Consider the following 20,185-nt stretch of genomic DNA (forward strand, 5'->3'; position numbering starts at 1 on the left):
CCGGTCGCGCTATCAACGCTTGCGCGCCGCCCGCCATGCGATCCAGAGCTTGCGGATCGGCGTCAGTGCGATCCGTTGGTGGAGCACTTGGAATTGATCGCGCTCGATTTCGTCGAGCAGGGCGAGCGCCATCGCCGCTTGGGCCTTCAACGTGCGTTGCGTGGCGCGTTCGTTGGGGGGAATGCCGTCCAGCGCCGTGCGCAACGCTTCGCGCGCGCGGTTCGTCTGGAACCGCATGAGCTCCGAAAACGCCGGGCTGTACTTGCGGTTGACGATTTCGGCCGCCGTCACGCCGAAGCGCTGCAACTCGTCGATCGGCAGGTAGATACGGCCATGTCGTGCATCGTTGCCGAGTTCCTGAACGAATTGCGCGAGCATCAGCGCATTGCCGATCGGAGCGGCCCATGCGCCGGCCGCCTGCGGCTCATGCGCCGTGGCGCGTGCGACCGCGCCGGCGAACGTGCCGCCGACTCGCTCGATATAGCGCGCGAGGTTCGGGAAGTCCAGGTATCGCGCTTGGTCCAAATCCATCTCGAAGCCGGCGACGAGCGTGCGCAGCGTCGGCGCCTCGGCTTCGATGTCTTTACAGTGCCGGGCGAGCGCGTGCGAGACCGGATGAGACGGTTGCCCCACGGCCAACGCGCCCGTTTCCTTTTGCCACCACGCGAGTTTGGTGCGCCCGACCGTCGGATCGCTCGTGTCCTTGACCGTCTCTTCGAGTTCGCGGCGCAGCGCGAAGAGCGCGGTTAAGAACGGTTGTCGCGACAGGGGCGCTTGCCGCAGCGCGTAATAGGCGCTCGAACCGGCAGGCGCCGCTTTTTGCGCGCAGTAGTCGTCGAAATTGTGTGGGGCGGAAATCGGAGGCTGTGGCACGGCGAGCTTACGAGGCAGGACACTAGGAATCGGTTCATCGGCAAGCGAGCAAGGTTGGCGCCACGCGCGCGGGCGACGCTGTGCGGCAACCGGCTTCGGTGCGGATACTACCTCAGATTCGCCGGAGCGGCCGGAGACGGCGTTGGCGGTGCCGGCAGCGTCCTAATGCGGCCGTCGCGTCACGGCCTTGACCAGCGAATCGCCGCGCTCTGTCAAACGCAGGCGGCGGCCCGATGTCAATTCCTCCAATGCAACCAACTGGCTCTCCACCAGCGAGGCCAAATCGCCTCGATCGAGATCGTCCAAGGCACGCGGCTCGCCCACGAGCAGCAGCGCGGCGAATTCGTGCGGACTGAGCATTTCTTCCTCCATGGCGAATCGTTGAACAGGGGCTATCACTATCAAGATAGAACCTGTCAGCCGTGTGACGGCGCGCGAATTGTCGCAGACACGCTAAACGAAACCACGGCGCGCTATGCTGACGATATTCGTATCAAGTCGTGATCTATTCAGTATTCTGTCCGGATCGCGAAGCCGGCGCGCGAGCGCGCCTAACTCCGAAGCCTGAGGCGGCTATGCCGCCGAGGGGAAGTCTGCATGATGAAGATCAGCGAGCGGCTCGGGCGCGGCGCATCGAAGCAAGCAATGGGACTGCCGCTGCTGCGGCTGGGGTTCCGCCCCTTCTATCTTGGCGGTGCGCTGTTCGGCGTCCTGGCCGTCGCGCTATGGCTGGCCGCGCTGCACGGGGCCGCGGCGGCCGGGCAAGCCGCGTTGACGGGCGTCGCGTGGCATGTGCACGAGATGCTGTTCGGTTTCGTCGGAGCGATCGTCGTCGGTTTCCTATTGACGGCCGTGCGCGCGTGGACCGCTCGCGCGACGCCCACGGGCACCTCATTGGCCGCGCTTTGGGGGCTTTGGGCAGCGGGTCGCGTGCTCGTCTGGACTGGGCCGGAGCGCGTGGCCGCGCTCGTCGATATCGCCTTCCTGCCGGTCTCGGCCGTGGTCTTGCTGCGCGTGCTGATCGCCGCCAAAAATCGGCACAACATCTTTTTGCCGGTAGCGCTGGGATTGTATGGGCTGCTTAATGCGCTATTTCACTGGTACGCGTGGCAGGGCCGCATCGACTTGGCGCTACGCGTGGCTTACGCGACCACGGGTCTCATCATCATGTTCGTCTCGGTGATCACGGGCCGCGTCGTGCCGATGTTTACGACCAATGCGATCGCGGGATTCACGCTCAAACGCTGGAAGTTCGTCGACCATGGCTCGACCTTGGCGCCGCTCGTCACGCTTATCGTCGATGCATTAGGCGCGCCGGCGATGCTGGTCGCCCTCTGCGCGCTGGCTACCGCGCTGTTGCACGCGGCTCGGATCGCCGGTTGGCGTTCGTGGCGCGTCGGCGCACGTCCCATTTTGTTGATCTTGCATATCGCTTGTCTGTGGATACCGATCGGCTTCGCATTGCTGGCGGGCGCCGCATTGGGGCTCGTCTCGCATTCGTTGGCGATGCATGCGCTGACGGTCGGAGCGATGGGAGGCGCGATCGTCGCCATGATCACGCGGACGGCGCTCGGGCATACGGGACGGATGCTGATTGCCGGTCCGTTCGAAGTGGCCGCCTACTGGCTCATGATCGCGGCAGCCCTCGTTCGCGTGGTGGGACCGATGGTATCGGCCGGCTCGTACGCCGCGTCGCTCGACGTGGCGGGCGCCTTGTGGTGCGCTTCGCTCGTCGTCTACTTGATTCGCTATGTTCCGTATCTGAGCGCGCCGCGCATCGACGGAAAACCCGGTTGAATCCTTGGCGCTCGCTGCACGGCGGCCCGAATGTCAATCAACCGCTACGGTGCCGGCGAGCCACCCCGGTTTGCCGACGCGCGTCAGCACCGGTTGCCAAAATTCGACGCGTCGCATCGCCTCGCGCGGGCTCGTCGCGTCGATCGTGACGCTGAGCGACGCCTCTGATGCATCGAGCGGCTCGGACTCTATCGTTTGCCGAGTAAGGATCGCTTCATCGGCGTCCGACGGTTCGTCTCGCGACTTCGCGCGCCGGCGTAGGCGTTCGAGAAGCAGCGCAGGCGGCGCATCGACATCGACGATGCACGCGCTCGCGCCATGCCGTTTCGCCAGTTCGAGAAAGCACGTGCGATGGCTTCGTCTGAGAAAGCTCGCGTCCACGACGACCGGCAGCCCCGCGTCGAGCAGGGTACCGGTCAACGAGGCTAAGTGCCGATAGTTGGCATCGACCGAGGCGCTCGAATAGGCGGTCGCGGGCATGCGCGTGTTGCGCGCGCCGGCCAGCGGCGAGGAGGCGCGTTTTCGCTCGACGTCGCTGCTGACGACGACCGCACCAAGGTGGGACGCAAGCTCGTCGGCGACGACCGATTTGCCCGAGCCTGAAAAGCCGTGGCACAGCACGAGCGAAACAGACTGTGGGCCGCTTATATGTCGCGCGAGTGCGAGATAACGGGTAGCCGCGGCGGGAATCATCCGCGTTTCGCCTGGCGTGGGCGCCGGGGCCTTCAAGATCGATACGTACGCTCGCACGAGGGCGCGGTAGACGACATAGCACTGCAACGCGCGCATGCCGGCGTAGTCGCCCGTTGCCAGCAGCCATCGATCGACGAGCCGCGTCGCTAGATCGCCGCGGCCGTAGGCGAGCAGATCCATGGCGAGAAAGGCCAAATCGGAGGTGACGTCGATCCAACGCAGTCCCGGCGAGAATTCGATGCAATCGAACGGTGCGACATCGTTGCCGCGGCGCACGATGTTTTCGAGGTGCAAATCGCCGTGGCACTCGCGCACGAACCCCGCGGCACGGCGGTACGCGAAATGCTCGGCAAGGTCGTCGGCGAGCCGCCGTTGCGCCTGGGCGATTGTCTCGGGCAGGCAGCCGGGCGCTTCGCGCTCGAGGCCGGCCAGCACCTCCTCGATCTGACCGCGCACGTACTCTTCCGAGCCGAAGCGATGCTCGGGCGGGCAAGCGCTCGCTCGACGATGGAAGCGGGCGATACGCTCGGCGCTTCGCTCGATCTCGTCGCGACGAAGCACGCCGCGTTTCGCGCGCGCGCTGAGCAGATCGACTTGACGGAAGCGCCGCATCTTCAGTGCGTAATCGACGACCGGGCCGCGATGCCCACTGCGCTCGGTCGCGAATGCGTACTTGGGCGCGCGCCCGGTCACTTCGACGACGGCCAAGTAGATCGCCGGCGCGAGCCGCCGGTTCAAACGCAGCGAATCGGCACAGGCCCGATAGCGGGCTTCGGGCCGCGTAAAGTCTGCGAAGCCCAGGTCGATACGTTTGCAGCGCTTATAGGGAAAGGGTCCGGCCAGAGAGACGATCGAAATATGCGTTTCGATCCGGCGCACCCGACCCGTGCGGTGCGGATAGGCTTGCGGCCGCCGCAAGGCGCGCTCGAGGGCGCGGCGTTGACCGCGTGTCGAGCGCGGATCGCGCGCATGGCGCGGTGGGCGACGTACGTAAGGATGACGCATCGATTCGTCCGACTCGATCCCGTGTGTGACTCGTAGGCGGCCGCATCGCCGTAGCCGCGGCCAGGCCAGGCGAGGGCCGATAGCGATAGCGGCAGCTTAGTGACCGGTGGCTGGTCCTTCGTTGATACAAGTCAAGCGCAGCGGCGGCACTCGTCATAGGCTGATTCGAGATACCGGCGCACGTTGCGTAACCGACGACGAGGAGCATCCTATGAGCGATCACACGAGGCCGTTCAAAGCGGGCGATCATGCGGAAGTCTTTCCCGGGCTTGGGCATGATCCGTACCAGTTGCGCGGCAAGCTGCATGAACCTTCGGTATGCCCGAGTTGCGGTGTCGTCTATACGGGCGGGCGCTGGCAATGGCTGCCGCGTCCGGCCGATGCGCAAGAGGCGGCCTGCATTGCTTGCCGGCGCACAGCCGATCGCCTGCCCGCGGGTTATTTGACGATCGACGGCGACTTCGCCGCGCAGCATCAAGTCGAAATCATCGACTTGCTGCGCCGTGACGAGACACGAACGCGCGCGCAACATCCGATGAAACGCATCATGTCGATCGAGTCGAACGGCGGCGCGACGCTCGTTCAGGTCACCGACGTTCATTACACGCGCGACTTGGGCGAGGCGTTGAAGTCGGCGTTTCAAGGCACGCTCGATATCAAGTACAGCCGCGACCAGGATCTGGCGCGGGTTCATTGGCGGCGCTAGTCCGACTATGTGCGCAAACGCGCGGAGCGCGAAGCGCCAGGTGAGTCATCATCGCGCTACCTGGCGCCGAGCGCACTGCGGCCGTTGCCGCCGCGAGGGGCCGGCACCGCATGTGGAGGCCACTTCATGAAGTACTCGCCGGGCACAGTGCTGTTGACCGACCTTTACGAGTTGACGATGCTGCAGGCGTACTTCGACGCGGGCCTGAACGAAACCGCGTCGTTCGAGCTCACCGTCCGCGCGTTGCCGATAGAGCGAAATTTCCTCATGGCGGCGGGTCTCGAGCAAGTGCTCGCCTATCTGCAGCAGCTTCGGTTCATGCCCGAGGAATTGTCCGCGCTGTCCAAAACGGGGCGATTTTCGGTCCCTTTTCTTCGCTCGCTCGAACACCTGCGCTTCACGGGCGACGTCGATGCGATGCGCGAGGGCACGGTGTTCTTCCCCGATGAGCCCGTCATCCGCATTACGGCTCCGATGCGCGAAGCACAGTTCGTCGAAAGCCGCGTCATGAACCTGGCCCATTACGAGACCGTCGTCGCCAGCAAGGCCGCTCGCTGCGTCTTGGCCGCACCCGACACGTTGCTCGTCGATTTCGGTTTGCGCCGCGCGCACGGCGCGGAGGCGGCATTGCTGTCGGCGCGCGCGTCGTATTTGGCCGGCTTCGGCGGCACGGCGACCGTGGCGGCCGGCATGGCGTTCGACATCCCGTTGTACGGGACGATGGCACACTCGTATGTGCAGACGTACGCCGACGAGGCGCTTGCCTTCGAGGGTTTCGCACGCTCGCAACCGGCGCATACGACGTTGCTGCTCGACACCTACGATACCGAAGCCGCCGCGCGCAAGGTCGTTGCGTTGGCGCCCGTACTCGCCAAGGACGGGATCGCGATCGACGGCGTACGCCTGGACAGCGGCGACCTCGGCGAGCATGCGCGGCGCGTGCGCCGCATTCTCGACGATGGCGGCCTTGGCGCCGTGACGATCTTCGCGAGCGGCAACCTCGACGATTACCGGCTACGCGAACTCGTTGCGCAGCAAGCCCCCATCGATGCGTTCGGGGTGGGCACGTGCATGAACACCTCGGCCGACGCGCCATATCTCGATTGCGCGTACAAGCTCGTCGAATATGCCGGCGAGCCGCGCCGAAAACGTTCCGAGGGAAAGGCGACCTGGCCCGGGTGCAAGGCCGTATACCGGCTCTGGGGGCCGAACGGCGTGATGGCGGGGGATTTGATCACGCTCGCGCGCGAGCGGCGCGACGCCGAGCCGCTGCTGGAGCCGGCGATGCGAAACGGCATACGCTGCGAGCCGCCGGTCACGCTCGAAGGCGCTCGAGAACACGCCCGGCGGCAACTGCGCGCGCTACCGAGCGCGCAGCGTTCGTTGGATGTCGACGAGCCGTACCCCGTCGCCGTCTCCGACGCGTTGCGCGAACTCGCGCGGCGGCTCGACGAGGGGCGCCCCGCTTAGCCGGTTGCGCCGCGGCTATGGCGGAGCGGCGGGGGGCTCATAGCAATTTCAACTGCCGCAAGGCCGCATCGATCGCTCGTTTCGCCTTTTCCACGATTTCGTCGATTTCAGCGTGCGAGACGACGAGCGGCGGAGAAAGCATCAAGCGGTCGCCCGAGGCACGCATGATGAGATTGCTATTGAAGCAGCGTTCGCGACAAGCCAGGGCGATTTCGTTCCCGTTGGCGAAGCGCTGTCGCTCGCGCGGTGCCTGGGCGAGCTGGATGGCCGCGACGAGGCCCGCACCCGTCACTTCGCCGACGCACGGGTGATCGCCGAAGACCTGGCGCAAGCTCGATTGGAGGTAGGGGCCCGTGTCATGCTTGACGCGCTCGACGATGCCTTCGTCCCGCAGCAGTGTGAGATTGGCCACGGCGACGGCGGCCGCGACCGGATGGCCCGAGTACGTATGGCCGTGATTGAATTCGCCGTTTTCGACGATCGGTTTCGCGACGCGCTCGTGCAATGCGACGGCCCCCATCGGCACATAGCCGCTCGTCAGCCCCTTGGCGAGGGTAAGCAAATCGGGCGCGAAACCGAAATGCTGATGCGAAAACCACTCCCCGGTGCGCCCGAAGCCGCCGATCACTTCGTCGGCCACGAGCAGGACGTCGTAGCGGCGGCAGATGCGTTCGATCTCGGGCCAGTAGCTCGAGGGCGGGAAGATGACACCCCCCGCGCCTTGGAACGGCTCTGCGACGAACGCGGCCACGTTCTCCGGCCCCAACTCGAGAATCTTCGCCTCGAGTTGCCGCGCGCGCTCGATTCCGAACGCCTCGGGCGACATGTGCTCGGGCGCTTCGCCGAAGAAATACGGTTGATCGATATGCACGATGTGCTCGACCTTCGATGGCATCTGCTCATGCATGTACGCCATGCCGCCGAGGGTCGCGCCGGCGATCGTCGAGCCGTGATAGCCGTTCTTGCGGGCAATCACGTATTTTTTCGACGGTTTGCCTTGGGCGGCCCAGTATCGGTAGACGATGCGCAATACCGTATCGTTGCCTTCGGAGCCGCTATTGCAGTAGAAGAAGTGGTTGAACGGCGGGGGCGTGAGCTCGGAGAGCAGGGCGGACAGTGCGATGACGGGCGGATGCGTCGTCTTGAAGAACGTGTTGTAGTAGGGCAGTTCGCGAAGTTGCCGATACGCGGCCTGCGCAAGCTCCTCGCGGCCGTAGCCGATGTTGACGCACCAGAGCCCGGCCATGCCGTCGATGATGCGGTTACCGTCGGAGTCCCACAGGTAGACGCCGTCGGCCTTGACGATGACGCGGCTGCCTGCCTCGTTCAGTGCTCCCATATCGGAGAACGGATGCAAATGATGCGCGGCGTCGAGTGCGCGATAGTCGGCGGTGGTAGGCAGCAGCGTGCGCTCTTGGACCGTGGCGGTGATCGGATCGAAAGCTTGATTCATGAATCCTCCAGGGGAAACAAGCGGCGTGTAGGGTCTAAACGTGCAGCAATAGATGCTTTCGTTCCCACGAGCTGATCACCCGGAAGAACGCGTCGTATTCGGTTTCCTTCAACGCCACGTAAGACTTGACGAACGCGTCGCCGAGAATCGACGCAAGCGGCTCGGATGCCGCCATCAGCGTGAGCCCGTCCTCGAGATTGCGCGGCAATTGGTAGGGCATGCGATAGCCGTCGTTGGCGAGCGGCTCGGTGGGAACGAGCCGTTGCGTGAGGCCGAGATACCCGGCGGCTAGCGTCCCCGCGATCGCCAGATAGGGATTGCAGTCCACGCCGGGAATCCGGTTTTCGATACGCCGCGCCGCGGGGGCGGCATGCGGCACGCGAAAACCCACCGTGCGGTTGTCGTATCCCCACTGGACGTTGATCGGCGCGGCCATGAAGCGCGACAGGCGCCGGTACGAATTGATATACGGCGCGAAAATCGGCATCAGCGCGGGCGTATATTTTTGCAAGCCGGCGATGTATTGATAGAACATCTCGGTCGGCGCGCCGTCGGCGCCCGTAAACAGGTTCCGCCCCGTCTGCGCATCGACGATGCTCTGGTGCACGTGCATGGCGGAACCGGGCTCGCCTTCCATCGGCTTGGCCATGAACGTCGCATACATATGGTGGCGTAGCGCGGCCTCGCGCACGGTGCGCTTGAACAGGAACACGCGATCGGCCAGATTGAGCGGATCGCCGTGCAGAAAGTTGATTTCCATTTGCGCCGCGCCCACTTCGTGGATCAGCGTATCGACTTCGAGCTCCTGAATCTCGCAGTATTCGTAGATGTCTTCGAAAAGCGGATCGAACTCGTTGACCGCTTCGATCGAATACGCCTGACGGCCGGTCTCGGGCCGGCCGGTGCGCCCGATCGGCGGTTGCAGCGGCAAGTCCGGATCTTTATTCATTTCCACGAGATAGAACTCGAGCTCCGGTGCGATCACGGGCTTCCAGCCCTTTGCGTGATAAAGATCGAGTACGCGCCGCAAGACGCGTCGCGGCGAGATCTCGACGGGCGAGCCGTCGAAATGCACACAGTCGTGAATCACCTGTGCGGTGGGATCGACGGCCCAGGGGATGAGCCGGATCGTCGAGGCGTCGGGCACGCACACCATGTCGGGGTCCGTGACGCCGGTCAAGCTGCCGTCGTCGGGGTACTCGCCGGTGACGGTCTGAATCATGACCGCCTGCGGAAGCCGCATCGATTCGCCCGATTCGAACTTGCTGCGAGGGATGATTTTGCCGCGCGCGATACCGGCCATATCGGGGATGATCGCCTCGATCTCGGTAATACGATGTCGCTTGAGAAATTCGTCGATCTCGATCATGAGAGTCCTCGATTCGTCGTGATGGGAGTAGGGGAAGGGGCTTCACGCGGGCGCATTCGAGCGCGCGGCGCGTCTCGCCCGGCAGGCCTCGCCGAACGCGCGGAAGATCGCGCTGGACAGCGCATCGTCGGCGTGGCGCCATTCGGGATGCCATTGAACCCCGAGCGCGAACGCGCGCGCATCGGACACACGCGCGGCTTCGATCAGACCGTCGGGAGAGACGGCCTCCACGGCAAGCGGCGCGGCGAGCTTGTCGATACCTTGCGCATGCAGCGAATTCACGCGTGCCTCGGCGCGTGCGCCGGCCAGCGACCGCAAGAGACCATCCGCGCAAAGGCGCACGGTATGCGCGGGACCGTATTGCCTGTCGAGCGGGTCGCCTTGTTTCTCGCGATGATCGTCATAGCCGTGCACTTCATGCACGTTTTGATAAAGCGTGCCGCCCAATACGACGTTCATCTCCTGAAAGCCGCGGCAGATCGCGAGCACCGGTACGCCGGCCTCGATGGCCGCCAGCATGAGCGGCAGCGTCGTCGCGTCGCGCGACGGATCATGCAATGTGCCCGGCGCGCTTGGGGCGCCGCCGTAGTGGCGGGGATCGACGTTCGAGGGACTGCCCGTGAAAACGAGACCGTCCAGCGCATGAACGAGCGCGACGGCGGATTGACGTTCGCCTAGGGCGGGCACGGCGAGCGCCAGCGCATCGGCGCCTTCGACGACAGCAGTGAGGTACTTTTCGCCGACGGCATGGGCGCGATGCATTCCGATTTCGGTACTGTCGGCCGTGACGCCGACAAGCGGTTTAATTAGCATAACTAACTATTGTTTTTGATTGAGCGAAGGCAGCTCGAGCGGCGGTGGAGATGACCGGCGCAAGCTCAGCGGGTGCATCGTTCGGCGATGCGCAGCCCGGCCGCGGGCCTCGCTAGCTACGCCAGGCGCGCAACAACGCGCGGTCGCGTTACGCGACGCCGAAACGATTCAAACGAAAGATCTGCGGGCGAGAGGCGCTACGGCAGCAGCGAAGCGACGTCGTCTAGGTGGACGGCGATGTAGGCGCGCGCGGACGTCACGTTATGACGGCGCACGCAGCGGCGGGACAAGATCGTGAAGACGGACAGAAACCGGCGGAACGCAAGCGGGCCGTTGCTGCCGTCGGCGATGGCGCGGCCGGCGCGAATGCGATTCGCGACCTGCTTGCGGTTCCATCTAACCAAAGGGCCTCGGACTCTCACGGGATGACTCGACTCGGTGACAATCTAAGTGTCAGCATATATCAGCTAAGCGCGCCGTCAACCCTTTCGAAAAAAGCAGGCACCGTTTTACGTGCGATGTATGCCTATCGGCTGGGCCGGCGGGTGTTCCAACGCCATGTGGCATAGGACCGATACGCGCGATTGCAGTTCGCTTCTCCACGCTGATCGCCATCTGACTAGAATGGTCGGCGAAGCAGAGCAGGTTCCACTTTTTTGAGATTATTCGCCCGCCGGTCGAATCTTGCGTTCGATCGGCGGGCGGGGCGCGGGCGGATCGGTCCGGCTCGCATGACGGAGACGAATTCATGAGCGAAACGACATTCGAGCAATGGGAGTCGAGCGCGGCGGCGCTGTCCATCGAAAGCCGCGCATTCATCGACGGCGTCTATCGAGCGGCGGCGAGCGGCCGCACGTTCGATTGCAAAAGCCCGATCGATGGGCGCTTGCTCGCGCGCGTCGCCGAATGCGGCGAAGCCGACGTCGGCGCGGCAGTGGACGCCGCGCGACGCGCGTTCGAGCAGGGCGTTTGGCGTGGACTCAATCCGCGCGAGCGCAAGGCGGTCTTGTTGCGTTGGGCAGCTTCGATCCGCACGCATGCGCGAGAGTTGGCGTTGCTCGAGACGCTCGATGCGGGCAAGCCGATCGGCGATACGACGACGGTCGATATCCCGGGCGCCGCCTATTGCCTCGAATGGTTCGCCGAAGCGATCGATAAAGTGAGCGGCGAAGTGGTGCCGGCCGATCTGCATCTCGTGGGGCTCGTCACGCGTGAGCCGATCGGTGTCGTGGCCGCCGTCGTGCCGTGGAATTTTCCGCTCCTCATGGCGGCTTGGAAATTCGCGCCCGCGCTGGCCGCGGGCAATAGCGTCGTGCTCAAGCCGTCGGAGAAGTCGCCGCTCACCGCCATTCGCATTGCGCAACTCGCGCATGAGGCCGGCGTTCCGGCCGGCGTGTTCAATGTCGTGCCGGGCGCGGGCGAGACGGGCAAGTTGCTGGCGTTGCATGGCGACGTCGATTGCATCGCGTTCACGGGCTCGACGCAGGTCGGCAAGCTGATCATGCAATATGCGGGGCAATCGAATCTGAAACGCGTGTGGCTGGAACTCGGCGGCAAATCGCCGAACATCGTATTGGACGATTGCCCGGACCTGGAGCGGGCGGCGAAGGCCGCGGCCGGCGCGATCTTCTACAACATGGGCGAGATGTGCACGGCCGGATCGCGTTTGCTGGTCCATCGCAGTATCAAGGACGCCTTTCTCGATAAGCTATTGGACGCCGCGCGTACCTATGCGCCTGGCCATCCGCTCGATCCGCGCACGTCGATGGGCGCGATCATCGACGGCGTGCAGTTCGAGCGGGTCCTTGGCTACATCGAAGCGGGCCGGGCGCAAGCGCGGTTGCTGGCCGGGGGAAGTCCCGCGAACGTGGTCGCCGGCGGGCTCTACATCGAGCCGACCATCTTCGATGTGACTCGGCGCGATACGCGTATTGCCCGCGAAGAGATTTTCGGGCCGGTGTTGTCCGTGATCTCGTTCGATGACGTGGACGAAGCCGTTGCGATCGCAAACGACACCGAGTATGGTCTCGCCGCGGCTGTATGGACCGCGAGCCTCACGCGTGCGCACGAAGTGGCGCGCCGGCTGCGAGCCGGTACGGTATGGGTCAACTGTTACGATGAGGGCGGGGATATGAACTTCCCGTTCGGCGGCTATCGGCAGTCGGGCAACGGACGCGACAAGTCCTTGCATGCGCTCGAGAAGTACACCGAATTGAAGTCGACGCTAATTAGGTTGCACTAAGGGACACTAGGTTTCATTCATGACGGATCGGATATACGGCGACGGCGCCATTCGCCGTTCTTCACTTTATGGTTCTTCGATCGAAAGCACGTACGCGGGCGTGCTCTCGTTTATGCGGCGGCGGTACACGCGCGAGCTCGACGGGGTGGATGTGGCGATCTCGGGCATCCCGCTCGATCTCGCGACGACGTTCCGCGCCGGTGCCCGCTTCGGGCCGGCGGCGATACGCGCTGCCAGCGTACAGTTGGCCGAACTGAAACCCTATCCGTGGGGCTTCGATCCGTTCGACGATCTGGCCGTCGTCGATTACGGCGATTGCTGGCTCGATGCGCATAACCCGCTGACGATCAAGCCCGCCATCGTCGAGCATGCGCGCACGATCTTGCGCAGCGGCACAAAGATGCTGACGTTCGGGGGCGACCATTTCATCACCTATCCGCTCTTGATTGCGCACGCCGAGCGATACGGCGCGCCGCTCTCGCTGATCCACTTCGATGCGCATTGCGATACATGGCCCGATGAGACGCCCGATAGCCTCAATCACGGCACGATGTTCTACAAGGCCGTGAAAGATGGGCTCATCGATCCGGCCAGGTCGGTGCAAATCGGTATCCGGACGTGGAACGACGACTTCATGGGCATGCACGTGATCGACGCCGGTTGGATTCACGAACACGGCACGCGCGCGGCGGTCGAGCGAATCGGCGCGGTGGTGGGCGAGCGGGCCGCTTATTTGACGTTCGATATCGACTGTCTCGATCCCGCGTTCGCGCCGGGCACGGGCACGCCCGTGGCAGGGGGGCTTTCGTCGGCGCAAGCGCTCGCCATCGTGCGCGCAATGAGCCGGTTCGACATCGTCGGGGCCGACGTCGTGGAAGTGGCGCCCGCTTATGATCATGCCGACATCACATCGATCGCCGCGGCGCACGTTGCCTGCGATTTGCTGTGCTTATGGCGCCAACGCAAGGTCGGGCTGACGTCGGCGTGAGGGCGACCGGCAGGCGATGCTCGGCCCGAGTGGATGGTTAACGCGGCGCGAGGCCCTCACGGTGCGGTAACGGGCGCGTACGGCTCGCTCTTGCCGCAAGGCAAGCGGCACCCGCGTACGTCACGCCTGCCAGCACGCCCACGATCGTCAGCGCGATCGATAAATGAGTGGTGAGCACGGCGCTGGCGCCGGCGAAGGCAACGCCGAGCAAACTGCCTGCTTGGCGCAAGGCGTTGAGCAAGCCCGACGCCACCCCGGCCGATTCGCCCGGCACTTGTTCGAGAATCGTCGAAATCATCGGCGGCACTGATAGCGCCGTACCCGCGCCGAAGGCGGCCATCGCCGCCACCACGAACGCCCAGGGCGCGCTCGTCTCCAACAGCGCGGTCATGGCCGGGCCGGCGAGCGTGGCGGTCGCAAGACCGATCGTCATCATGCGCGTGGCGCTCAGGCGGCCTTGCAGCTTGCCCGCCAGCACATTGCCGAACGATAGGCTCGCGGCCATCGGCAACATCGCAAGTCCCGTGTGCCGCGCATCGAGCCCGCGCACGCCGTGCAGATAAAGGCTCAACAGGAACAGTACGGCGAAGTAGCCGATATAAACGAGCGTTCCGCTTGCGTTCATGGCGACGAACTTCGCATTGCCAAACCAGGCGAGCGGCACCATCGGCTCTGCCGCGCGCCGTTCGATCGCGATCAGGGCGGCGGTGGAGCCGATCGCGACCAGTACGGCGATCCAAACCTGCGGCGACGCGATGCCGCGCGTCGGCAACTCGATCGCGGTGAAACACAGCGCGGCCAGCGCAATCGTACTGGCGAGTTGGCCGCCCAAATCGAAGGCGCTCGGGCGCGCCGGCTTGACATCGGCCCGCACGACCATCCAAGCGCCCGCCAACGCGACGAGGCCGGTCGGCACGTTCACGAGGAACGCGCTCCGCCAGCCAAACCCATCGACGAGTAGTCCCCCGGCCACCGGGCCGATCGCCGCGGCAACCGATGCGATGCCGGCCCAGGCGGCGATCGCACGCGCGCGCTCGGCGGGATCGGTGAAGGTGGCGCGCACGATCGAGAGCGAAGCAGGCAGGAACAGCGCCGCGCCCGTGCCTTGGGCGAAGCGGGCCGCGATGAGCGTACCCACGGAGGGCGCGAGCCCGCATGCGGCCGACGCCGCGACGAACAGCGCGAGACCCGACAGATAGATCGTTTTTGCGCCGAAACGGTCGGATGCGACGCCGCCGGCCAGGATCAGCGCGGCGAAACTGAGCGTGTAGGCATCGACGATCCACGCCAAGCCCGCCACGGACGCATCGAGACGCGCGCGCATCGACGGCAGCGCAACGTTGACGATCGTCGTATCGAGCACCGCCATGAACATCCCGCTTGCGACGAGCACGAGCGCCAAGCGCCGGCGCAGGATGGCGGCGCGCCCGCGCGCGGGGTTGGGGTAGAGCGGTTCCACTGCACAGTCGGTCATACACGCCTCCGGATCTCGGCATCGTTCGATACCGCCAATAGCCGAAGTGTATAGACCGGTATTGCTGCGATAAAGTAGTGAATCTGCAGGAGGGCGATGCAAATATGCATCACGCCGATTCGCACTCGAAGCACTACGAATGCTCGTAAAACCATGATGAACTGGGATAATGCCCGCTATTTCCTCGCTGTGGCGCGCACGGGCACGCTGCGCGGCGCCGCGTCGCGGCTTGGTGTCGATCAGGCGACGGTTGGCCGGCGCATCGCCGCGCTGGAACAGACGCTGTCGGCGAGACTCTTCTTGCGCACGCCCGCGATGTACGTCCTGACGAGCGCGGGCGAGGCGCTGATCGCGCCGGCCGAGGCGATGGAGCAGGCCGTGCATCAGATCGAGCGCCGCATCGTCGGCATGGACGATCAATTGTGCGGGACGATCCGCGTCGCCACGACCGATTCCCTCGGCAAACGGTTCGTCGTGCCCGCGATCGCGAAGCTGCACGCCGCGCATCCGGGAATCGAGGTGGTGTGCGTCACGTCGCCCGGGATTGCGAATTTGACGCGGCGCGAGGCGGACGTCGCGATCCGCACCTTGCGGCCGGAATCGCCCGATCTCATCGTGCGCCGCCTGGCTCAGCTAGAGGCGGGCATCTACGCCTCCCGCGCCTATGTGGCGGCACGCGGCGCGCCGAGCGAGGGCAGTGCGTTCGAAGGCCATGACCTTCTCATGTACCAGCGCAACCTGGTACCGTCGATGTGGGATTCCCTGTGCGGGGAGCCCACCCACCGCGGACGCGTGGCGTTCCAGACCTCATCCACCACGATGCTGCTCGAAGCCGCGGTGGCCGGTATCGGCGTGACCGAACTGCCGTGTTTCCGCGCCGACGAGGAGCCCGAGCTCGTGCGCGTGATGCCCAACCGCGCCGATCGTTTCGACGTTTGGCTCGTGGCCCATGCGGATTTGTACAAAACAGCCCGTATCCAGGCGTTCATCGACGTCGTCGCGCAGGCGTTCGAGGGCGCGCTCTGAATCCCGCTGGCCGCGCGCGTGCGCGGTTCACGTCGAAACTCGATCAAACGCTCTACTATCGCCGTTGCGCGCGGCACGTTAATCTTGCGCGTCGTTACTTGGAGCGAACACAACAATGAAACAAAACAATCCGTTGTTAGCCGTAACACTGTTGTCCTGTCTGACCGCCTCGAGCGCTTCCTGGTCCGCCGATCTTCCCCCCGTCGCCCCCGTGCGTCCCGTCCAGAACGTCTACTTCGGCACGCCCGTCGTGGACAATTACCGCTACATGGAGAACCTGCAGGACCCCGAGGTCCAAAGCTGGATGAAGGGGCAGAACGATTACACGCGTCGGGTCCTCGCGGGGATTCCGGCGCGCGAGGCGCTCGCCCAGCGCGTCGAAACGTTGATGGGCGGCGATTTGCGCCGTGTGACCTTCACCCGCCGCGGCCATCGCCTGTTCTATCAGACGGCGGCCGCGGGCGATAACCTGCTCAAGCTCGCGTATCGCGACGGCGTGAACGGAGAAGAGCACGTACTCGTCGATCCGGCGAAGCTTTCCACCGACAGCGCGCGCCATTTCGCGCTCGATTGGTACATGCCGTCGTGGGACGGCCGTTATGTCGCCTATGGCATTTCGGAAGGCGGCTCGGAGCAGAGCGTCTTGCATGTGATCGACGTTCAAACGGGGCGCCAGCTTGCCGAATCGATCGACCGGACGAGTTCGTGTGTCGTCTCTTGGCGCAGCGACAACCGGTCCTTCTTCTACCTGCGCTACCCGAAGGTCGGCCCCGATACGCCGCCGGCGCTGCAGGAATACAACGCCGTGGCGCACGTGCACGTTCTCGGGCAACACGAGAACGGCGACGGCGACGTGGCCGTATTCGGCCGTGGCGTATCGCCGAAGGTGGACGTGCCGGAAGGGCAGGCCGCCTATGTCATGGTCTCGCCCGGTTCGCCTTACGCGGTGGCCGTGGCCAACCACAACATGGATAACAACCCGAACACGTTCTATGTCGCGCGCATCGCGGACATTCACGGCGCCGATACGCCGTGGCGCAAGATCGCCACCCCGGAAGACGGCGTGGTCGATGTCCAACTGCGCGGCGACCGGCTTTATGCGCTGACCGGCAAAGACGCCCCGCGTTTCAAGGTCGTTTCGGCGCCGCTCGCGCATCCCGATCTCGCACGCGCGCAAGCGATCGTGCCCGAGGGCGCGAACGTCATCGATTCGTTCGAACTGGGCGCCGACGGCATTTATTTGTCGGAGCGCGCGGGGGCCACGTTCGAATTGCATCGAACCGGCTTTGACGGCAAGAGCGATACGAATATCGCGCTGCCGTTCGCGGGCGCGATCCACGATCTGGCCGTCGACTCGACGTTGCCCGGCGTCATGTTCGCGCTGCATAGCTGGACCCAATCGCCGCGCGAGCTTGCCTATGCGCCGGGCGCGCCGGCCGCGGCCGATACGGGCCTGATTCCGCCGTCGAAGACGGAAGCGGACGACTTGCAGGCGCAAGAGACGTTCGCCACGAGCTACGACGGCACGCGCGTGCCGGTGTCGATCATTTCGAAAAAGGACATCAAGCTCGACGGCACGCACCCGACGATCATCTACGGCTACGGCAGCTACGGCTTGTCGATGGATCCGAGCTACCAGCCGGCCTGGCGCGCCTGGTTCGAGCAAGGCGGCGTCATGACGGTGGTGCATATGCGCGGCGGCGGCGAGTACGGCGACGCTTGGCATCGAGCCGGCCAGAAGCAGTGGAAGATCAATACGATGTTCGACTTCCTAGCGGGCGCGCATTACATGATCGATCATGGCTATACGCAGCGCCAATACCTCGTCGCGAACGGCCGCAGCGCGGGCGGCATCGTCATGGGCGGCGCGTTGACGATCGATCCGGGCCTGTTCCGCGTGGTGCTCGACGATGTCGGCGTCTCCGATACGCTGCGCTTCGAGACGGAGCCGAACGGACCGCCGAACGTGCCCGAGATGGGATCCACGGCAACGGAAGCCGGCTTTCACGGCGTCTATTCGATGAGCGCCTATGCGCACATCCACGACGGCACGCCGTATCCGGCGGTCATGTTCACGACGGGCGCGAACGATCCGCGCGTATCGCCGTGGCACATGCTCAAGATGACGGCGCGCGTCCAAGCGGCCACATCGAGCGGGCGCCCGGTTTTGCTGCGCGTCGACTACGACGCGGGCCACGGCATCGGCTCGAGCGTGAAGCAAACGGCCGACCGCTACGCGGACGAATGGGCGTTCTCGCTCTGGCAGACCGGCGCTGGCGCCTTCCAGCCGAAATCGCATTGAGCCGTTTCGCCCGCCCGGTGAAATGCCGGGCGGGCGGTTCACGGCCGTGTTTTCTTGCCGGCTAATCGAATCAAGCCGCCTCGATAAACGTGTGGGCCGCGCGCGCGTCGGCCGATGCGCGCAGCGCGTCGAGCGCTTGCCTTTCGATCCGCCGGATGCGCTCGCGCGACAAACCCGTGCGCTGCGCGATTTCATCATAGGTGCGCGGGACGTCGTCGCCGATGCCGAAGCGCTGACGTAAGACGTCGGCCTGGGCGGCCGGCATCGTCTGCAGCAGCGCGGCGACGCAAGCGTTCAGACGGTGAGCCGCTAGCACCTGGAACGGGTCCGTGCCCGCCTCATCCTCGAGCGCATCGACGAGCGGCGCTTCGCCGTCGGCCATGGGCGCGTCGAGCGACAGCGGTTCGGCCGGCAAAGCGAGTAACATCCGCAATTTCTCCCGCGGCAGACCGGTGAGTTCGGCCAGTTCGTCGACGCCGGCTTTCGCCCCCGTACGTTGATGCGCTTGGTGGGCGATGCGCCGGACGCGGCTTGCCTCGTCGCTCACGTGCACCGGCACGCGAATCGTGCGGGCGCGGTCGGCCACGGCGCGCGACACGGCTTGGCGGATCCACCACGTGGCATAAGTCGAGAACTTGAAGCCACGCCGGTACTCGAATTTCTCGACCGCGCGCATGAGCCCGAGGCTCCCTTCTTGGACGAGATCGGCCAGGTCGAGCCCTCGATGTTGGTAGCGCTTGGCGATCGACAGCACGAGTCGAAGGTTGGCCTCGACCATGCGCGCCGTGGCGCGTGCAACGCGCGCCTGGGCGGCCGCGAGGTCGCGCCGCCGGGCCGGGCTCGCGGGCTCGTTCGCGGCGGCCTGCGCCAATATCTCGCGTCCGGCTTCGATTTCCATCGCCAGCGCGATTTCGTCTTCACGGGTGAGCAGGGGCACCGCGTGCATGCGCCGCGTGAAGACGGCCAACGGCTCCGTCGATGCGCGCGTGCCCGCCGCGGCTTCTCGCAGCACGTCGCCGGCCTGTTCGAGCGAGTCGCTGTCCATGTATCCCGACGGTTCCTCCATTTGGAAGCCGTCGGCCGGCGGCCGTTCCTCGAGTATGGCGATGCCTGTCTCCGCTAAGGCGGTGCGTACGGTATCGGCGAGACTTTGATCGTCGGGCAGCGCATCGGCCAGATCCGCTTCGGTCAAATAGCCTTGCCGCGCGGCGACTGCGAGCAACTGGGCGAGCGTGTCGGCATGGATGGGGTGCTCGGTGCTCATGCCGGGAGCGCGCGCGCCGGACGATGCGTTCGTATGCAGATTCATGTGATCGACGGGAACGACCCGCTCGTGCAGAGAGACGACACCCCCGGGTTGCGCGTGCAGCCCGCGAGGAACCCTACGAAAGCGCTCGCGCATGCGCGGCGCTCGTACGAGGTCTCATCTGGGGACGATCGGCGCGAGTTCAATCCAATCGCGCGTGTGCGTGCCGTTTGCGGGCGTCGTCGCGCTATGCGGTGCGCCGTACGTCGATATCGCCGGACTGACCGTTCGGCACGGCCACGGGCTTGCCGAACCACGGCACTTCGGTTTGCAACGAGGCCGCGTAGGCGGACCAGCCTTGAGGGTTGCCCGCGAACAAATGCTCGCGTACCGGCGTGGCCAGGGCCGCGTGATCGAGCGGCGTTTCGAGCAGCAGTTGCGGCCATAGGCAGAACGCGCGCAGCGTTGCCGCCGCGAACTCCGGCACGGTCATGCGTTCGTAGGCGTATTCGAGCAGTGGAACGTCGGCCAGCAGCGGCTGCAGCTCGATCAGCTCGCCCAGCGTTTGGTCTGCGCCCTCGTGCTCCATCAGCAGGCTCGCCGTCTGCAACACGCCGCCCAAGTGCAACAGCAAGGCCCGGCGTTCGTGGTTCTCGTCCATTCGATGCTCCTTGCCGCATCGATGCGGCCCTCGTTTCGGTACGCGCCTCGGCGCCACGGGCACACGC

17 protein-coding genes are annotated in these 20,185 nt (G+C 65.1%); 7 read left to right on the forward strand and 10 right to left on the reverse strand.

Features of this window, described 5'->3' with window-relative positions; all coding sequences use genetic code 11:
• Window positions 1-12: 12 nt before the first annotated feature.
• Together hpnD and DXT59_RS25230 are read right to left on the reverse strand one after the other, a co-directional pair.
• Window positions 13-873 carry a presqualene diphosphate synthase HpnD gene (gene hpnD, locus DXT59_RS25225; RefSeq protein WP_240324668.1) on the reverse strand — a complete coding sequence of 287 codons (861 nt, stop codon included), beginning with the start codon at window positions 871-873 and terminating at the stop codon, window positions 13-15.
• 162 nt (window positions 874-1,035) lie between these two features.
• Window positions 1,036-1,233, reverse strand: coding sequence for a hypothetical protein (locus DXT59_RS25230; protein ID WP_116140748.1), 198 nt, complete (start codon window positions 1,231-1,233; stop codon window positions 1,036-1,038).
• Window positions 1,234-1,473: 240 nt separating this feature from the next.
• Between DXT59_RS25230 and DXT59_RS25235 the strand changes: the two genes are divergently transcribed.
• Complete coding sequence (locus tag DXT59_RS25235; RefSeq protein WP_116140750.1) at window positions 1,474-2,670, forward strand: NnrS family protein; 1,197 nt, start codon at window positions 1,474-1,476, stop codon at window positions 2,668-2,670.
• Between the two features lie 33 nt (window positions 2,671-2,703).
• Here the strand turns inward: DXT59_RS25235 and DXT59_RS25240 are convergent, their stop codons facing one another.
• Window positions 2,704-4,368 (reverse strand): bifunctional aminoglycoside phosphotransferase/ATP-binding protein, encoded by a 1,665-nt coding sequence (locus DXT59_RS25240; RefSeq protein WP_116140354.1) that lies wholly within the window; start codon window positions 4,366-4,368, stop codon window positions 2,704-2,706.
• A 211-nt stretch (window positions 4,369-4,579) separates the two neighbouring features.
• Here DXT59_RS25240 and DXT59_RS25245 point away from each other — a divergent pair, with 211 nt between their 5' ends.
• Complete coding sequence (locus tag DXT59_RS25245; RefSeq protein WP_116140356.1) at window positions 4,580-5,074, forward strand: BCAM0308 family protein; 495 nt, start codon at window positions 4,580-4,582, stop codon at window positions 5,072-5,074.
• A 126-nt stretch (window positions 5,075-5,200) separates the two neighbouring features.
• A complete protein-coding gene (locus DXT59_RS25250; RefSeq protein WP_116140358.1) occupies window positions 5,201-6,544 on the forward strand; it encodes a nicotinate phosphoribosyltransferase in 1,344 nt (447 codons plus the stop codon).
• Window positions 6,545-6,581: 37 nt separating this feature from the next.
• Here the strand turns inward: DXT59_RS25250 and DXT59_RS25255 are convergent, their stop codons facing one another.
• The 4 genes from DXT59_RS25255 to DXT59_RS25270 form a co-directional block, all read right to left on the reverse strand.
• On the reverse strand, window positions 6,582-7,997 hold the full coding sequence (locus tag DXT59_RS25255) for an aspartate aminotransferase family protein (protein WP_116140360.1): 1,416 nt from the start codon (window positions 7,995-7,997) through the stop codon (window positions 6,582-6,584).
• Window positions 7,998-8,031: 34 nt separating this feature from the next.
• Window positions 8,032-9,366, reverse strand: a complete 1,335-nt coding sequence (locus DXT59_RS25260; RefSeq protein WP_116140362.1) for a glutamine synthetase family protein — start codon at window positions 9,364-9,366, stop codon at window positions 8,032-8,034.
• A 42-nt stretch (window positions 9,367-9,408) separates the two neighbouring features.
• Window positions 9,409-10,179, reverse strand: coding sequence for a gamma-glutamyl-gamma-aminobutyrate hydrolase family protein (locus DXT59_RS25265; protein ID WP_116140364.1), 771 nt, complete (start codon window positions 10,177-10,179; stop codon window positions 9,409-9,411).
• Window positions 10,180-10,376: 197 nt separating this feature from the next.
• Window positions 10,377-10,583 carry a hypothetical protein gene (locus tag DXT59_RS25270; protein ID WP_102643343.1) on the reverse strand — a complete coding sequence of 69 codons (207 nt, stop codon included), beginning with the start codon at window positions 10,581-10,583 and terminating at the stop codon, window positions 10,377-10,379.
• Between the two features lie 344 nt (window positions 10,584-10,927).
• On the opposite strand from DXT59_RS25270, the gene DXT59_RS25275 reads away from it, so the two are divergent.
• Window positions 10,928-12,421, forward strand: coding sequence for an aldehyde dehydrogenase (locus tag DXT59_RS25275; protein WP_116140366.1), 1,494 nt, complete (start codon window positions 10,928-10,930; stop codon window positions 12,419-12,421).
• A 19-nt stretch (window positions 12,422-12,440) separates the two neighbouring features.
• On the forward strand, window positions 12,441-13,409 hold the full coding sequence (gene speB / locus DXT59_RS25280; protein WP_116140368.1) for an agmatinase: 969 nt from the start codon (window positions 12,441-12,443) through the stop codon (window positions 13,407-13,409).
• Between the two features lie 37 nt (window positions 13,410-13,446).
• On the opposite strand, the gene DXT59_RS25285 is transcribed toward speB, so the two are convergent.
• Entirely contained in the window at window positions 13,447-14,883 is a 1,437-nt protein-coding gene (locus DXT59_RS25285) for an MFS transporter (RefSeq protein WP_116140370.1), read from the reverse strand.
• A gap of 156 nt (window positions 14,884-15,039) precedes the next feature.
• On the opposite strand from DXT59_RS25285, the gene DXT59_RS25290 reads away from it, so the two are divergent.
• On the forward strand, window positions 15,040-15,909 hold the full coding sequence (locus DXT59_RS25290; protein WP_116140752.1) for a LysR family transcriptional regulator: 870 nt from the start codon (window positions 15,040-15,042) through the stop codon (window positions 15,907-15,909).
• A 115-nt stretch (window positions 15,910-16,024) separates the two neighbouring features.
• Window positions 16,025-18,211, forward strand: coding sequence for a prolyl oligopeptidase family serine peptidase (locus tag DXT59_RS25295; protein WP_116140372.1), 2,187 nt, complete (start codon window positions 16,025-16,027; stop codon window positions 18,209-18,211).
• 70 nt (window positions 18,212-18,281) lie between these two features.
• Here the strand turns inward: DXT59_RS25295 and DXT59_RS25300 are convergent, their stop codons facing one another.
• A complete protein-coding gene (locus DXT59_RS25300) occupies window positions 18,282-19,475 on the reverse strand; it encodes a sigma-70 family RNA polymerase sigma factor (RefSeq protein WP_116140754.1) in 1,194 nt (397 codons plus the stop codon).
• Between the two features lie 229 nt (window positions 19,476-19,704).
• A complete protein-coding gene (locus DXT59_RS25305) occupies window positions 19,705-20,118 on the reverse strand; it encodes a hypothetical protein (RefSeq protein ID WP_116140374.1) in 414 nt (137 codons plus the stop codon).
• Window positions 20,119-20,185: the final 67 nt, after the last annotated feature.

Origin of the sequence: Trinickia diaoshuihuensis (assembly GCF_003390925.1) — a bacterium.
In the GTDB taxonomy this organism is placed as follows: domain Bacteria; phylum Pseudomonadota; class Gammaproteobacteria; order Burkholderiales; family Burkholderiaceae; genus Trinickia; species Trinickia diaoshuihuensis.

Bases quoted from the DNA above. Each gene is read 5' to 3' on its own strand.
- DXT59_RS25300 (WP_116140754.1), bottom strand. From the start codon at position 19,475: ATGAGCACCGAGCACCCCATCCATGCCGACACGCTCGCCCAGTTGCTC.
- DXT59_RS25230 (WP_116140748.1), bottom strand. From the start codon at position 1,233: ATGCTCAGTCCGCACGAATTCGCCGCGCTGCTGCTCGTGGGCGAGCCG.
- DXT59_RS25295 (WP_116140372.1), top strand. From the start codon at position 16,025: ATGAAACAAAACAATCCGTTGTTAGCCGTAACACTGTTGTCCTGTCTG.
- DXT59_RS25290 (WP_116140752.1), top strand. From the start codon at position 15,040: ATGAACTGGGATAATGCCCGCTATTTCCTCGCTGTGGCGCGCACGGGC.
- DXT59_RS25250 (WP_116140358.1), top strand. From the start codon at position 5,201: ATGAAGTACTCGCCGGGCACAGTGCTGTTGACCGACCTTTACGAGTTG.
- DXT59_RS25285 (WP_116140370.1), bottom strand. From the start codon at position 14,883: ATGACCGACTGTGCAGTGGAACCGCTCTACCCCAACCCCGCGCGCGGG.
- DXT59_RS25255 (WP_116140360.1), bottom strand. From the start codon at position 7,997: ATGAATCAAGCTTTCGATCCGATCACCGCCACGGTCCAAGAGCGCACG.
- DXT59_RS25260 (WP_116140362.1), bottom strand. From the start codon at position 9,366: ATGATCGAGATCGACGAATTTCTCAAGCGACATCGTATTACCGAGATC.
- DXT59_RS25240 (WP_116140354.1), bottom strand. From the start codon at position 4,368: ATGCGTCATCCTTACGTACGTCGCCCACCGCGCCATGCGCGCGATCCG.
- DXT59_RS25245 (WP_116140356.1), top strand. From the start codon at position 4,580: ATGAGCGATCACACGAGGCCGTTCAAAGCGGGCGATCATGCGGAAGTC.
- DXT59_RS25235 (WP_116140750.1), top strand. From the start codon at position 1,474: ATGAAGATCAGCGAGCGGCTCGGGCGCGGCGCATCGAAGCAAGCAATG.
- DXT59_RS25305 (WP_116140374.1), bottom strand. From the start codon at position 20,118: ATGGACGAGAACCACGAACGCCGGGCCTTGCTGTTGCACTTGGGCGGC.
- DXT59_RS25275 (WP_116140366.1), top strand. From the start codon at position 10,928: ATGAGCGAAACGACATTCGAGCAATGGGAGTCGAGCGCGGCGGCGCTG.
- speB (WP_116140368.1), top strand. From the start codon at position 12,441: ATGACGGATCGGATATACGGCGACGGCGCCATTCGCCGTTCTTCACTT.
- DXT59_RS25265 (WP_116140364.1), bottom strand. From the start codon at position 10,179: ATGCTAATTAAACCGCTTGTCGGCGTCACGGCCGACAGTACCGAAATC.